The organism is Paracoccus sp. (in: a-proteobacteria), from assembly GCF_030538495.1.
In the GTDB taxonomy this organism is placed as follows: Bacteria; Pseudomonadota; Alphaproteobacteria; order Rhodobacterales; family Rhodobacteraceae; genus Paracoccus.
In genome coordinates this window covers 57,392-70,861 of sequence record NZ_JAUNTW010000008.1, presented here as the reverse complement: position 1 = coordinate 70,861, position 13,470 = coordinate 57,392, and the positions used below count along the sequence as shown (strand labels likewise).

The following is a 13,470-nucleotide window of genomic DNA, read 5'->3' as shown; positions in this document are numbered from 1 at the left end:
ATGACAGCGATGCGCCCCGTTCACGCCTTGCCATTCTCAAACAACACGGGCTTTCCAAATTTGATAGATCGCCTTACGCCGTTCAAATGCCTCCGGGCCTCCCTCCATGATGGAGATGACATTCGCCTGACAGGCCTTATCGTCGATGTTACCAACCGATATGACGATTTCATCATCGCTGGCGCTGCATGTTGTGATAGTCTCGGCATCGCCCAACACCGGAAAATTTGCATTATGCGTTGCGAAGATGAATTGCTGGTTCGGCTTGAGCCGCCGAAGCAGTTTGACCACCTCCTCATAGACAGTCTGGCTGTCGAGATCATCCTCCGGCTGGTCGATGAGCAGGAGATCATTCCCCTTTTGACTCAGCAGGAAGAGCATCATCGCAGAGGCGCGTTGCCCAAGAGAATGCGATGAGAGCGCCTTCCCGTGATATGTCACCGCATAGCTGTTGGGCACCTGATAAGCGGTGAGCGCATAGAGGTTCGCCATGAATAGCTTTTTGAAATCCTCAGATTTTCCCTTTGTGTGAGCAGAGGCTTTTTCGAGGTCTTTGAAGATCTCGGCAAAATCTGTATAGGCCTCGGCGAGCGCCTCATAATATTCTCTGCGAAGGTTATTGCCGCGAAGCAACGCTTCAATATGGCCTTTGAAGGCGCTACGGTCTCCCTTGAACTCAGCCTCTACTTTCAGCGCCCCCTGCGATTCATTGATGATTTTCAGCGCCGCCGCGATGAGCTTGAACTCATCATGCCACGCATCATTCAGCGATGTCATGGTGGTCATGAGTGCATCGAGCCTGGATTTCTCTTTACCCGTACGCTTGGCAAGCTCTGCGATTTCAGCTTCAAGCTCCTGCTTACGCTGCGTTAGCTTGATATAGGCATCCGGCTGGATAGAGGTAACGCCTTGCTCTTCAAGCGCCTTGACGAGATCCCGCTCGGTCTCGGCAAATTCTTCCTTCAGGCTATCGCGCACGCCTTCAAGCTCCTGGCGCAGCACGCCCAGATCACCGGATTTTGATTTGATGGTGGCCGCAAGGGCTTTGGCGCTAGCAACGGTCTCTTTCATCTCTTCCACCTTGGCCGCATAGCGCGTGAAGAAATCGGCGTTGTGATCGGAGGCATGGGCCTCGATCAGCTTGAAATCTTCCTCGGCGTGGCTCGCCGCATCATCAATCGTCTTGCGCCAGCCTTCAGCCGCTTCGTCGACGCCTTGGCAATAGGTCAGGTCCTCGCTATAGGCCAGTTGCTTTTCAAGCTTATCCTTGATGCCGTGCTTGTCGAAATGCTCCAAGTTGAACTCAACATCCTTGAGCTCACCTTCCAGCGATTGCTTGTCCTCGGCATCGCTGCGAACGGCATCGAAGCTTTCTATTGCCGTCTTTAGCTCGCCCGCGCGTTCCTCGATCTTTTGCCGCACAGCCTTGAGGCTATCACCCATGAGCTTTTCGACAAGATCGTGCCCGAAGCCTTTCCCAGCGGCCGAGAGGTCCTTCTGTCCGAAGTAAAGTGGCTTGGCGATAATCGTCTCCTTGATGGAGACACCGGGGCGCAGCACGTCATCAACGTAAACATCCGGCAAATGTCCCAAGATACGGCTCACCTCGAAGCGTCCGCCATGCCGGTCGGTCGCCTCGACAATCACCTTCCCGCCACTCTTAAGGACATGGGGTAACAGCTTGTCCTTATATTCCTTGTCCTGCGCCTTTTCTCCGAACGGAATATCGAGCGCGTAGCGCACGCTTTCTAGAATCGAGGACTTTCCGCTGCCTTGGATGCCGATCAGGCAATTCAGGTGCGGGGAGAAGGTGACGCGCTCGCCGTCCAGCAGCCCGCCTTCAAAGCGAACGGCGTTGATGTGGGAATGACCCACGGCCGGAATATCCGGCGCAACGCGGAAGGTATGATCGGTCAGGGCAAATTTTACCGCATCAAATCCGACATCGCCAAGCTTGAGATAGACCTTCTCCCCCTTGCCAATTTCCGCGATTTCCTTTGCGTCAGAGCCTTCTACTTCGGCCGGATAGTAATCGCCCCACCAGCCCTTGACTTTGGTGCGGCATACACCATGGGGCTTGTCATGGGTGCGGACCTTCTGGAAGCCAAGGGCGTATTTCTGGATAAGCGGCTCGGCGGCAAGCTCACCCATCCGTCCGCCGCTCATCTCCTTCCAAAGGCCGCTATTGGCCTCGACATGCGCAAAAATGATGAAGAAGTCGCGGTTATAGGATTCCAGCTTCTTTAGTGTCTCGATCAGGTCATCATTGCTGCGTCCGTTCTCGTGTTCGTATTGCGCGCGAACCTTGCCAGCGAAGGCTACGCCAAGAAACTGGTTGATATAATCCTGCCCCTCGGCCAGCCAGGCCTCGGAGAAAACAACAAGGGTGTGGACGCCGTTCGCGCCGTCCTTGACCGATAGCTCTACGCCAGGAAGCACGCCGATGCCGGACTTGCGCGCTCGTTTGCGCAGCGCCTTGAATTCTTCCAGGTCAAATTTGTTGTGGTTGGTAATGACGGCAAGGCGCGTTCCGGCAGCCTCCAGCGCCTCAACATAGCTGGGGACGAAGCGGCTGGCATCGCCGTCATAGCGAAACTCCTTATCTGCCCGCGTATGCAGGTGAAAATCTGCCCTTACCCACTGCACGCCTTGCTCGAAGAGTTTCTGAAGTGCCTCGCTCAATCCCTACATCCCTGTGATCAATCAGTTTCGCCGCCGATTAGATCACGTCTGGCGGCCCTTTGTACAGGCTGAAGCTAACACGGTCCGGGGGGCGACCTGCGCAGCGCTCGGGTCGCAGTAAGGCGGGTCAGATGAGGCCAGCGCGACAGACAGGATTTCTGTAAATGGCGTGACACTGACAGAAAGGAGGGGAGCTGGCGGAAGACAAGCCTCGGCAGGTATCTTTCTGATTTGCTTGCATCTACCGTGCGGTAAGGCGAGAAGATTCCTGCCGTGAATGAAACTGCAAGCAGCGTGGAAAATGCCAGACCAGTCCCTCTATAGTGATTTCATCAGTTGGCTGAAGATCTTCCTCAGGGCGAGGGGTGGCCAGCCCACGCAGTCCGGCTTCAAGTTTGCCGAGCTTCAGGGCAAGCACGCCATCAATCCAGCAAACGGTCAGTGGGCCGTTCCAGGTCACTCGCTGAGCAAGCCACAACGCTGGCTGTTCCAGATTGGCTATGACGGCGCGGCTGTCACGGCGAGACCTGCTTACCAGGGCATGTCCAACATTGGGTTTCAGAGCACAGGCCAGGGCAACAAGGCTGCGCTGGTGGTGCGCATCCTTCCCGTGCTGGAAGAAGGTCCCGGAGCGTTCAAAAGACTTGATGCCATGGAGGTTCATGCCCTTTTCAACTTCCGGGACCCGATTGCGCAAGGCGGCAATGCGGACCCTACAGCGTTCGATCCGGCAACGGGCGCGATGAACCATCGCCCGCAAGGCCAGCACCCTCATCCCCAGCCCTATATCTTCGCCGGGCTTCTGGGCATTCATCCTCGGACAGAGACGCTCGCCGTCACACTGCAAGGTCAGGTGGTGAATCTGGCATATGGCGATCTTGTCGATGCGATGGCGGCTGCGATCCAGATCACGCCGATAGGTGGCGCGGCCGGGAACATCCCCGTTTATGATCTAACCAAAGAGGCAGAGCTGGAGCGCCTGCGCCAGGACGTGGAAGCGGCCTATGTCCAGGCTGGCCCGCCGATTGCCCCGCTGGCGCTCCCCGCCGGTGCTGCCGCCGCTGGCGCGGCCGACCTGGAAGATGATGAGGATGACGAGTCCGAGGCCGTTCCCTATGTCGATCCCGCGACGATCCGGATTCCGGAAGAGCCTACGCTGATCGGCGTCGATCCGGCCGTTTACCGGCAGATCAATGCAGCGCTTCATTCCGGCAAGCAGCACATCATGTTCTACGGCCCGCCGGGGACCGGAAAGACGACACTGGCCCGCTGGGTTGCAACCGCGCTGACAGGCGTGCACTGGACAATGATTACCGGCTCTGCGGACTGGAGTTCGCAGGATATTGTCGGCGGCTACCAGCCGGTCGGCGGCGGCGCGATCAAGTTCTTTCCGGGCGTGTTGCTGCGCGACTATGACAGGCCGCTGATTATTGACGAGCTGAACCGCTGCGATATCGACAAGGTCATTGGCCCGCTCTTTACGGTGCTGAGCGGACAGGAAACGTCGCTGCCATACCGCATTGATGCCGAGGATCCAGAGAGCGCCCAGTTTGTTGTCCTCCCGAAGCCCAAAGCCCTTCCCAAGCCGCATGAATATGCGCCCGGTCCCGCATGGCGTTTGCTGGCAACCATCAACTCCATCGACAAAGCGTCGCTCTATCAGATGTCTTATGCGCTCTCGCGGCGTTTCGGCTGGGTCTATGTCGATGTCCCCAAAGATACGACAGTCTTCATGCGGGAATACTTCCAGAAGCAGGACCCGGCATGGGCGTCGCCACCAGCGGGCGCGCCTTGCCCCTTGGGAGAATTCTGGGCGGTGATCAACACGGTTCGCCCCATCGGCTCAGCGCCGATCCTCGATGCGGTGGCCGCGATCCGCGCTATGGTGGACAATCCCGATTTCTTCCAGGCACCTTCGCCCGAGATGCGCACGGCCCTGCTGGACGCGGTGGATATGGTGTTGCTGCCGATGCTGGACGGGATTATAGTCCGCGATGCCGAGAAACTCACCGAGGTGGCCATCAAATCCTTCGCGCTTGAGGGCGATGATAGGGATCGCATTATCGAGCGGATGAAATCGGTAGCAGTCTGATGCCGGATGATGCGCAGGATATCACCGATTATACGGCGGGGCTTTTCCTTCGCTATTTTCGGAGCGGCCTTCTTGCGCCAACATCTACGCCTTCCATAGATGTGCGGCGCGACATTGATCTTCTGCGCAGCCATTGGGCTGTCTCTGCGCCGGTACGTTCATTCGCACAGTATGTCCTTCGGCATCCGCATGAAGCCCAAAGTCTGCTGAGCTTTAGGGAGCGGGTCGATGATACGATAGCGCGCGGGCGCATTGATGCCCGCGCGACTGCTATGCTGCGCGTGAGAAGCGGCCTTCCTTCGGTCGTGGTAGCGCATGAACCGGTGCGATCTTTTGATACAGGCCCCAATCAGCTTGTGGCCTGGGTCGTGCACAATGCTTCGCTGCATGCCGGTAGATTGCTAGACGAGCAGCCCGCCGAATCCGGCTACCGGAGCCTGGTTGAGGCCGCGATGGCGGAGCTTGCCGCCATCAAGCGGCTGGATGCCCTGCGCGAGCCGCTTAAATCCGCCTCTGCCGCTAGGCGGCCAGGTCCAGGCGCGACCCGTGATGCCGCCCGCTCGCGAAAAGCCATGTACCGCCATGCGGTCGCGGCATACCGCGTCCTCTCAGATATGGAATCGGGCTATGAGTCCGCTATCTGCGAAATCATCCAGAGCACACTGATTGCCCCAGCAGAAATCTGGCGGCGCTTCGAACTGGCCGTTGCCGTAGGGGTTGGGCTGGCGCTTTCTGAGGCCACCGACATCCCGATGAAAATGCGCATCCTGAGCGGCGGCGGATCAGTTCCGATCCTGACTTGTGGTCCTTATGCGATCTATTGGCAACAGGTGACGACGCACTATACTCAGCCAGCGCCGGAGCCTTCCGAGCAAAAAATCTCGCAAGCCTTGGCCGCTTACGGCAAGTATTCATCCACAGAGCGTCCCGATCTCATCCTTGTCGATCGGGACAAGGACAAGGTCATGGCTGTCATCGAGGTCAAGCACCAGGGCGGCGATACCGCTGATACGCGGTTCCGCGAAGCCATGAGCCAGATCATCCGGTATGCGCGAGGCTATGCCAGCGGCGGAGATATGGATGATCTTATCCGCCGCTCTCTTATTGCGGTGAATACCGGAGTGCCGGAGCTGCTCGATGATAGCGCCCCGACACCATTGGCCGTTGATTTTGCTTCTATGCGATCTGGCGGTCTTGGCGCGTGGGTGAGACAGCGCCTTCTGGCGTGAGCGTTTTGGGCCGCGACCTGCCGCCATCCTCAAAGAGCGGTGCGCTTTCTTCCGCAATAGGCTGCGTGCAAGGTGGGACGATCTCATAGATGACATCCCGCTGCTTGCCGAGCGGCTGGACCTCGGGTATGAAGCGTGCCCTGCCGCCCATCAGATATTCTTCGGATAGCTCGCAGCACGTCCATTTGCGTTCCAGTGCTTCGGCAACAGCCCCGGTCACGCAGGACCCACCGAAGGGATCGACAACATAGTCACCGGGGTCGGTGAGAAAACGGATAAAGTATTCGGGCAGGGCCGCCGGGAAGCGCGCCGGGTGGATCGCTATGTTTTCCGCGCGGCAATGATCTTGATACCGGCCGTTTGACTCGGTATTGGCGATAGCCAGAAGGTTCGGTGGGACCGAGCCGCCGTTATCGCGCGAGAACTTCTCGGAAATATCATGACCTGAGGGGCGAAGCTTCGCCACATAGCCGTTCTTGAGCAAGTGCTTCATTGACTTGCTATAGGGCTGGAGCACGCGCTTATTGTTGGCCTTGGGATAAGGCGTTTTAGAGAGCCACCAAACGCAGTTGACGGCATCCTTCACCCGCACGCGCCGGACGTTGACCCACTCGGCAGGCGTGGGGAGTTTTGAGGGGTTCCACCAGTAATGTTCCTGGCAAAGATGGAAGCCAAACTCCTCAACCAGCATGATCAGAAGCTTGAAGTGATATAGGCTCCTGGTCGGCTGACCCGGCACCCATGCGCCGCCAATGTCGATGACAAGGCTACCGCTGTCCTTGAGGACACGCTTGAAGCCTTCGGCAAAGGAGCGGAACCAGTCGCAATACTGGTCGGCATCCTCGTTGCCGTAGCTTTTCTTGCGCACCAGCCCGAACGGGGGACTGGTCATGATCAGGTCAACACTCTCGGGTTTGGCCTTGTTGAAGAGGAACGAGCGGGAGTCGCCCCAGAGAATTTTACCGTGCTTTGTGGTGTGGAAATTGCGGATTTTTGATGCCGGAAACTGCCTGCTATAATCGGTCAGCATGTCATCTTCGGCGGTTTCCTTGTCCGCAAAGGCTTCGTGAAGAAAGCGGATGTATTCGCTGAGGCTGCTAAGGCCCAACTCGTCGGCCTTGGCCTCGAACGCCTCTCGCTCCTGCTCGGTAAGGCGAAGGTTGGTGACCTTGCTGCGCGGGTGTTCTGCTCGGGGGCGTGCCAAAATCTGTGCTCCGTGTGTTCGCGCTACGTATTCTTCCTAGCTCACGGTTTTTCGTAAGACAAGAACCAAGTGATCTAATCCGTAAGACAGAGACTGCGTTGCACGGATTTCCGCCCGCGAAACGGCACAGAACGGCTCGGGCGGCCGTGATATCGTGATGCCTGCCTAATCATCCGAAGTTAGGGTGCGCTGGCGGAACAATAAATGCGGCAAAGACTGGCAAAGATGGTGCAAGTCTCACGCTCGGCCAGCGGGAATCCATGTGGGGCGGTCAGCGGACAGTCTATCTCCCAGCATCGAGCAGGCCAGTGCCGCCGACCCGCTCCGGCCCGCCAGGCAGGCCTAGTTGCACGCGCTGGTTCCGGGTCAGGATCTTGCCGCCGTGCGAGGGTAGACCGTAGATGCCCGTGTCGCGAAAGGTCCGCTCGGCTTCGGCGCGCAGGCCCTCGGGCGACAGCGCATCAGGCACAGCGCGGGCAGCGGCCCGGCGGGCCTCGCCAGCGGCGAACTTTGCCGCTTGCTCGGCCTCATACTGCATGCGCCAGTCGGCCCCACGCTGTTCAGCCGTGGCCTCGAGCCACTGGATGACGCGCCGCTGATAAACCGCTTGGGCGAGAGCCTTCCGTTTCCGCTCGGGCAGATCGGCCATCTCGGCATCGACATAGGCTTGATAGATCTTCGGTGCCTCCCTGGCCGCCTCGGCATCAAACCCTTGATAGGCGTCGCGTTCGTCGAACATCCATTCCGGTAGCGCAATCTTGGCAATCAACTCGTCCAGGTAGTCTTTGGGAAGCGATTTCACCCAGAGTTTCAATGCGCGCTTCTCTCGGCAAGCTTCTCTTATTTCGTTGAAGCCCTCCTTGATGGCCTGGATCAATGCTCCCACTGTTCTGGCACCAGCACCTCGCCAGCCGTTCTCCAAGTTCAGCATCGCTGTTCTCCATCCAGGCACAATCACGTTACATATTATAGTTGATAAACTTAAAGTATGTAAGCTGCGATCCGTCCACGCATGGATATGCGTAAGCTGGTCGGGCGGAACTTCGCGCGCCTTCGTCGGGAAAAAGGCCTGACGCAGGAGCAGGTGGAGGAGCGTTCAGGCTTCAGCCAGCAGTACCTGAGCGGACTGGAGCAAGGTCGCCGTAATCCGACGGTCATCACGCTCTACGAGCTGGCGCAGGCGCTTGGAGTCAACCATGTCGATTTGGTGACACCGGATTCGGAGATCTGATCAGGATGCCTTCCGAGGCCGGCCTCGACGCGCAGGTGGTGCAGGTCTGAAGCGGAAGGCACCAGCAGGCTCAGGCGGTCGTCGCTGCATGGTGGGTTTGGCCGCGCCGGGCGGATCGCTCAAATTTTCACTATATTCTTCGCCGTATCGGGCCATCAGCATCTGCACGCACATCTGAACTCTATGTCCTCGTTCGGCCACTAGGACCATCTGCGGGTCGGGGAAGGACAGGATTTCACCCTTCACCATAGCCTCGACATCCTTGCGGTCAGCTTCGGGATAAATGTCCAGGATTTCGCCGACGAGTTCGAACGCCAGGTCGATTATTGCGGCGCGATCTTCGATGATCGGCTGATCGGGCAACACCCAGAATGGCTCATGCAGACCTACGGTTGTTCTTTCCAGCAGGCGTCCAAGCCTCTCGGCTGGCATCGACCGGCGGCCTGCCTCATAGTCCGCCACTGAGCGTTCTGTGCAGTTCAGGATGTTGGCCAGTTCGCATTGCGTCAGCCCGAGCTTCTTGCGGCAGGTTTTCAGGCCATGAGCGATGTTCAGACCGGCTCGCCGAATCGCAACGTCCTCGCCCCAGGCCTCGTCGGCGCGGAACGGGTCAGGGCCAAGTTCGATTTCTGGGTCGGGCGCATCCTGTCGGCGCATGATGATCTCCATCGCTCGAAAGCATGCTAGGGCATATTTTTGGGCCTGTGAACCGGAAGCATCTTTCCGGTTGCGGGGGCCATAATTTTAATCGCCCTTTCAATGACTTGAAAGAGGGCCGTTCGACGCCGAAGCTTGCAAATACGTGCAATAAGGAGTTGGCGATGAACGCAAAGGTCCAAGAGGCCCTGACGCCGGAAGTATGGTGCAGGCGCCTGCAAAATACGGGCGCTTTCGTCTCGCCCCGCACTCTGCGGAAGCAAGCACGTGCCACGGGGCTGTATTACTCACTGGGCCGCACGATGCTGTTGCATCCCGATCATATCGAGGCGCTGATGGCTCCGCCCCCGCCTGATGCAGACGATCAGCGCAAAGGGTAAGGGGGCAGCATGACGTTCAGCAGCCCGCAGTTGAAGAAGGCCATCAAGGTCGCGCAAGACCTGGGCCTTCCTGTTGCCGGTTTCGAGGTTCTAGCCGACGGCGGTGTGCGCGTGTTGACCTCACCACCCGCCCAGTCGAACCAAGCCGATGCAGCGCTCGATCAGTGGCTGAAAACACAGAATGGTTAAGGCCAAGATCAAAGGGGTGAATACTGTTCGCAAGCGCCTCGCGAACGGCTCCGTGCGGGTCTATCACTACCATCGGGCGACCGGGGCGGCGCTGCCAGGACGGCCCGGTGACCCCGAGTTCATCGCTGCCTTTGCGGAGGCGGAGCGGATCGCCCCGAAGGATGTAGCAAACATCAACGCTCTCATACGCGACTATCTGGGAAGCCTTGGCTTTTCGCGCAAAGAGGACAGCACGCAGCGGGAGTACAGGCGAATGCTCCTGCTGCTTGGCGAAAAGTTTGGCAAGCTCCCGCTTCGTGCGCTCGACAGCCCGCGCGTACGTGGCGTGTTTCTCGACTATCAGGAGCAGATCGGCCGCACGCGCCCGCGCGAGGCTGACAACCGGCTTTCCGTGCTGTCCGCCGTCTTCAGCCATGCGGCACGGAAGGGGCGTATCAAGGACAATCCGCTGCGCGGCTTCGAGCGTATCTATTCCGGTGACAGGTCAGAGAAGATCTGGACAGCCAGCGACATCACCACCTTTATGGCCGATGCCCCGGTAGAACTGCAACGCGCGATGATCCTGGCGCTGCACACTGGCCAGCGTTACGGCGATCTGATCCGACTGGAATGGTCGCAGTATTCCGGCATGACTATCCTCCTGCGCCAGCGGAAAACCAAGGTCCTAGTCCCGATCCACACCTCGCGAAGCCTGCGGCAGATGCTGGACGGAATGCCACGGCAGGGCGAGAACGTCCTGACGCGCGCGGACGGGCGCCCGTGGTTTACCGACGCCAACGACAAAGCCCTGAGCAAGGAATGGTCCGCCCACATGATCGCCTGCGGGCTGCGTCCCCAGAACTATGCGACCCTTACGCAGCAGGAAAAATCGCACTTCCTGCGCTTCAATGACCTGCGGGGCACGGCGGTCACCTTGCTGGCCGAAGCTGGCTGCGAGGTGCCCCAGATCGCATCGATCACCGGGCACACGCTGCAATCGGCGACCCGCATTCTAGAAAAGTATCTGGCGATGACGCCTGCGCTTTCGAGGGCCGCGATTCAGGCTTTCGAGAGCAGCCCGGCCACCGCCTTTGCAAACAAGTTGCAAACCGGCCCCCAGAGGAAGGAGCAGAGCAGTGAAAAAACGCAATGATGTCTGGATATTAAATGGCGGACCCGGAGCGATTCGAACGCCCGGCCCCCAGATTCGTAGTCTGGTGCTCTATCCAGCTGAGCTACGGGTCCGCTGTGAGGAGGGTGTTTAGAGATACTGCCGGGGGGGCGCAAGGGGAAAAATGAAAAAAATGCGACAGTCGCGGATTTTTGTTGAAATCCCCAGCAATTGCAGGCGCTTAGGCGTCGGCCCCATTCAGCCCGCGCGGCAGAATTGCCATGGCGCGCGGGATATGCAGCATAAATTCGGTGCCGTCCGCATCGCTGCGCAGCAGCTCCAGATGGCCGCCATGCGCGCGGATCAGATCGGCGGCAATGGTTAACCCCAGCCCGGTGCCGCCCTTGCGCGCGCTGCCGCTAAAAGGTTTGAACAGATATTCGCGCGCCTTATCCGGCAGGCCCGGCCCGGTATCGCCAATGCGAATCCACCAATCCGAATCCGTCTCACCGGCGCCCAATTCGATGGTGCCAGCTTGGGCGGTGCCTTCGATCGCCTGACGGGCGTTGCGGACCAGATTCGACAACACGCGATACAGTTGGTCACGATCCGCGCGGATCATCAGGCTGGGGGGGATGTCGGCCAGAAACTCGACCTGCCCGGCGGCTGCGGCCAGCGATTCGGCCTCGATCACCTCGGCGGCCAGCTTGGCGATGTTGAACCGCGACAGCGTGGGCGCGGGTTCCTCGGCCTTGCCAAAGGCCAGTGTGGTTTCGCACAGATGCACCGCGCGGGTGATCGAATTAACCAGTTTCGGCGCGGCCCGCACGACTTTGGGGTCGGCGCTGTCTTCCAGACGGTCGGCAAAGATCTGCGCCGTGGTCAGGATATTGCGCAAATCATGGCTGATTTTCGCAACCGCCTGCCCCAATTGCGCCATCCGTTCCTTTTGTTTCAAGGACGAGGTGACGGTTTTCTGCATGGATTGCAGAGCGGTTTCGGCCTCATGCAGCTCGGCCAGACGGGCGTCGGGATTAATGATGAATCGCGCATCTTCGGGCGCATTGGCATAACCCGACATATGGCTGATCACGCGCCGGATCGGGGCCAGAATCAACCGCTGCGCCGCCAGAAACAGCAGCAGCGCCGTCAGAATCGAAAACGCCGCCGACACGACCAGCAAACGCAACCCGTATTCCGTCATCGCATCCCGTAACGGCCCGGTTTCCATTGTGATCTCAATCAATTGCCCCGCCTGATTGACCGGCGCGCCAATCACCCGGATCACCCGGTTTTCCGCGTCAAACATGGTGCTGACGGCATCATCGACGGTCTGCAACACCCCCTGTTGGCGCAGGTCATAGGTTGCCGCAATCGGCCCCGGAATGGGCGATGACAGCACCAATTGGCGAATATCGTCGCGGCGCAAAACCACGTTGAACACGCCCGCATTCTGCAACAATTCCGATTCCAGATCGCTGGCCAGCATGTCGTCCGTGGCCAGCAAAGCAAGGCTGGCGATCTGCGCACGTTCCAGCCGCGACTGCAAATAGTCCAGCCGAAATCCCGCCAGTGACGGCAGCAGAATCAACAATTCGGCCAAAATGACGAAAATCATCGTCAAAGCGGCGAATCGGCCCGAGATCGTGTTCAGTCGCATCTGCCCGATTTCTGCGTTATGAGCCGGGGCTTGCCTCCCCGGATAACGGATATGACATAACAAGCGCCTGTAATAAAGCGCGGTTCCACCTGATGATCCGAAAATACGGGCTTTTTGCGGTCATTTTAGTTGACGAATGGGGTTTCGGGCTGTATCAGACGGGCTTCGAATAACCGGCGCCCCTGCGCAGGGGTTGTTTTCATACCCCGCCGCAACCGCCACCCGCAAGCTATCCGGAGTTTTGACCATGAAGCGCACTTTCCAACCTTCGAACCTTGTTCGTGCGCGCCGTCACGGCTTTCGCGCCCGCATGGCCACCAGTGGTGGCCGCCGCGTGCTGAACGCCCGTCGCGCCAAAGGCCGTAAACGCCTGTCCGCGTAATCACGCAAGGGGTGGATATCTGCCCCGATAAGGCTTGTGAAATGCCGCCTATGCCCCATCCCCATGCTGACCACCAGCCACAGGATGACGGCAAGGCGGCTTTTCGCATGGAAAAACCTCTGCCAATCTTGCAGAAACGCGCCGATTTTGTGGCCGCGGCCCGCGCGCGCCGTCAGGGAACGCCTGCCTTTTTGTTGCAGGCGCGGGCGCGTGGCGATGATGGCCCGCCGCGTGTGGGCTTTACCTGTTCGAAAAAGGTCGGCAACGCCGTGGCGCGCAACCGGGCCAAGCGGCGGCTGCGCGAAATTGCGCGGCTGGAAATGAACGGGCGCGCGCGGAACGGTTGGGATTATGTGCTGATCGGGCGGGCCGAACTGACCGCGACGCGCCCTTTTGACGCGCTGCGCGCCGATCTGGTGCAGGCGCTGCGCAAGGTGCATTCGTGACTCCGCTCGCGTATATCGTGGCGCTGCCGGTGCGGGCCTATCGCTTGGTGGCCTCGCCCTGGGTTGGGCATGGCTGCCGGTTTCAGCCGACTTGTTCGGCCTATGCCCTTGATGCGCTTGCCGAACATGGCGGGGTGCGCGGATCGTGGCTGATGCTGCGCCGCATCTGCCGCTGTCACCCATGGGGTGGATCGGGCTACGACCCCGTGCCGCCAAAGGAAAAATAAC

At 59.2% G+C, this 13,470-nt stretch carries 14 protein-coding genes and 1 tRNA gene; 9 read left to right on the top strand and 6 right to left on the bottom strand.

The features are described 5' to 3' along the window. Window positions 1-36: 36 nt before the first annotated feature. Window positions 37-2,682: a TrlF family AAA-like ATPase gene (locus tag Q4G20_RS09315; RefSeq protein WP_303343165.1), complete on the bottom strand. Its 2,646-nt coding sequence runs from the start codon at window positions 2,680-2,682 to the stop codon at window positions 37-39. A gap of 277 nt (window positions 2,683-2,959) precedes the next feature. Between Q4G20_RS09315 and Q4G20_RS09310 the strand changes: the two genes are divergently transcribed. Together Q4G20_RS09310 and Q4G20_RS09305 are read left to right on the top strand one after the other, a co-directional pair. After that, window positions 2,960-4,774: an AAA family ATPase gene (locus Q4G20_RS09310; protein WP_303343164.1), complete on the top strand. Its 1,815-nt coding sequence runs from the start codon at window positions 2,960-2,962 to the stop codon at window positions 4,772-4,774. Further along, a complete protein-coding gene (locus tag Q4G20_RS09305) occupies window positions 4,774-6,003 on the top strand; it encodes a hypothetical protein (protein WP_303343163.1) in 1,230 nt (409 codons plus the stop codon). The genes Q4G20_RS09310 and Q4G20_RS09305 overlap by 1 nt, the downstream gene beginning before the upstream one ends. Here the strand turns inward: Q4G20_RS09305 and Q4G20_RS09300 are convergent. Together Q4G20_RS09300 and Q4G20_RS09295 are read right to left on the bottom strand one after the other, a co-directional pair. Beyond that, a complete protein-coding gene (locus Q4G20_RS09300) occupies window positions 5,951-7,207 on the bottom strand; it encodes a site-specific DNA-methyltransferase (RefSeq protein WP_303343162.1) in 1,257 nt (418 codons plus the stop codon). The genes Q4G20_RS09305 and Q4G20_RS09300 overlap by 53 nt on opposite strands. A gap of 283 nt (window positions 7,208-7,490) precedes the next feature. Further along, window positions 7,491-8,138, bottom strand: a complete 648-nt coding sequence (locus Q4G20_RS09295; RefSeq protein ID WP_303343161.1) for a hypothetical protein — start codon at window positions 8,136-8,138, stop codon at window positions 7,491-7,493. A gap of 87 nt (window positions 8,139-8,225) precedes the next feature. Between Q4G20_RS09295 and Q4G20_RS09290 the strand changes: the two genes are divergently transcribed. Beyond that, a complete protein-coding gene (locus tag Q4G20_RS09290; protein ID WP_303343160.1) occupies window positions 8,226-8,438 on the top strand; it encodes a helix-turn-helix domain-containing protein in 213 nt (70 codons plus the stop codon). On the opposite strand, the gene Q4G20_RS09285 is transcribed toward Q4G20_RS09290, so the two are convergent. Continuing rightward, the gene (locus Q4G20_RS09285; RefSeq protein ID WP_303343159.1) at window positions 8,439-9,107 is read right to left on the bottom strand and encodes a helix-turn-helix transcriptional regulator; all 669 of its coding nucleotides are present in this window, start codon (window positions 9,105-9,107) and stop codon (window positions 8,439-8,441) included. It abuts the gene before it with no gap. 152 nt (window positions 9,108-9,259) lie between these two features. Here Q4G20_RS09285 and Q4G20_RS09280 point away from each other — a divergent pair, with 152 nt between their 5' ends. The 3 genes from Q4G20_RS09280 to Q4G20_RS09270 are packed head-to-tail and all read left to right on the top strand — an operon-like array spanning window position 9,260 to window position 10,796. Beyond that, a complete protein-coding gene (locus Q4G20_RS09280; protein ID WP_303343158.1) occupies window positions 9,260-9,475 on the top strand; it encodes a hypothetical protein in 216 nt (71 codons plus the stop codon). Between the two features lie 9 nt (window positions 9,476-9,484). Beyond that, entirely contained in the window at window positions 9,485-9,664 is a 180-nt protein-coding gene (locus Q4G20_RS09275) for a hypothetical protein (protein ID WP_303343157.1), read from the top strand. Continuing rightward, window positions 9,657-10,796, top strand: coding sequence for a tyrosine-type recombinase/integrase (locus Q4G20_RS09270; RefSeq protein WP_303343156.1), 1,140 nt, complete (start codon window positions 9,657-9,659; stop codon window positions 10,794-10,796). Before Q4G20_RS09275 ends, Q4G20_RS09270 begins: the two co-directional genes overlap by 8 nt. A gap of 15 nt (window positions 10,797-10,811) precedes the next feature. Here Q4G20_RS09270 and Q4G20_RS09265 read toward each other — a convergent pair. Both Q4G20_RS09265 and Q4G20_RS09260 read right to left on the bottom strand, forming a co-directional pair. Next, window positions 10,812-10,888 (bottom strand) — tRNA-Arg (locus Q4G20_RS09265). 107 nt (window positions 10,889-10,995) lie between these two features. Continuing rightward, window positions 10,996-12,414 (bottom strand): HAMP domain-containing sensor histidine kinase, encoded by a 1,419-nt coding sequence (locus tag Q4G20_RS09260; RefSeq protein ID WP_303343155.1) that lies wholly within the window; start codon window positions 12,412-12,414, stop codon window positions 10,996-10,998. 247 nt (window positions 12,415-12,661) lie between these two features. Here Q4G20_RS09260 and rpmH point away from each other — a divergent pair, with 247 nt between their 5' ends. The 3 genes from rpmH to yidD all read left to right on the top strand — a co-directional run bounded on the left by rpmH (window position 12,662) and on the right by yidD (window position 13,469). Next, window positions 12,662-12,796, top strand: a complete 135-nt coding sequence (gene rpmH, locus Q4G20_RS09255; RefSeq protein WP_126156037.1) for a 50S ribosomal protein L34 — start codon at window positions 12,662-12,664, stop codon at window positions 12,794-12,796. A gap of 107 nt (window positions 12,797-12,903) precedes the next feature. Beyond that, window positions 12,904-13,242 (top strand): ribonuclease P protein component, encoded by a 339-nt coding sequence (gene rnpA / locus Q4G20_RS09250; protein WP_303343154.1) that lies wholly within the window; start codon window positions 12,904-12,906, stop codon window positions 13,240-13,242. After that, window positions 13,239-13,469, top strand: coding sequence for a membrane protein insertion efficiency factor YidD (yidD, locus tag Q4G20_RS09245; RefSeq protein WP_303343153.1), 231 nt, complete (start codon window positions 13,239-13,241; stop codon window positions 13,467-13,469). Before rnpA ends, yidD begins: the two co-directional genes overlap by 4 nt. Window position 13,470 lies beyond the last annotated feature (1 nt).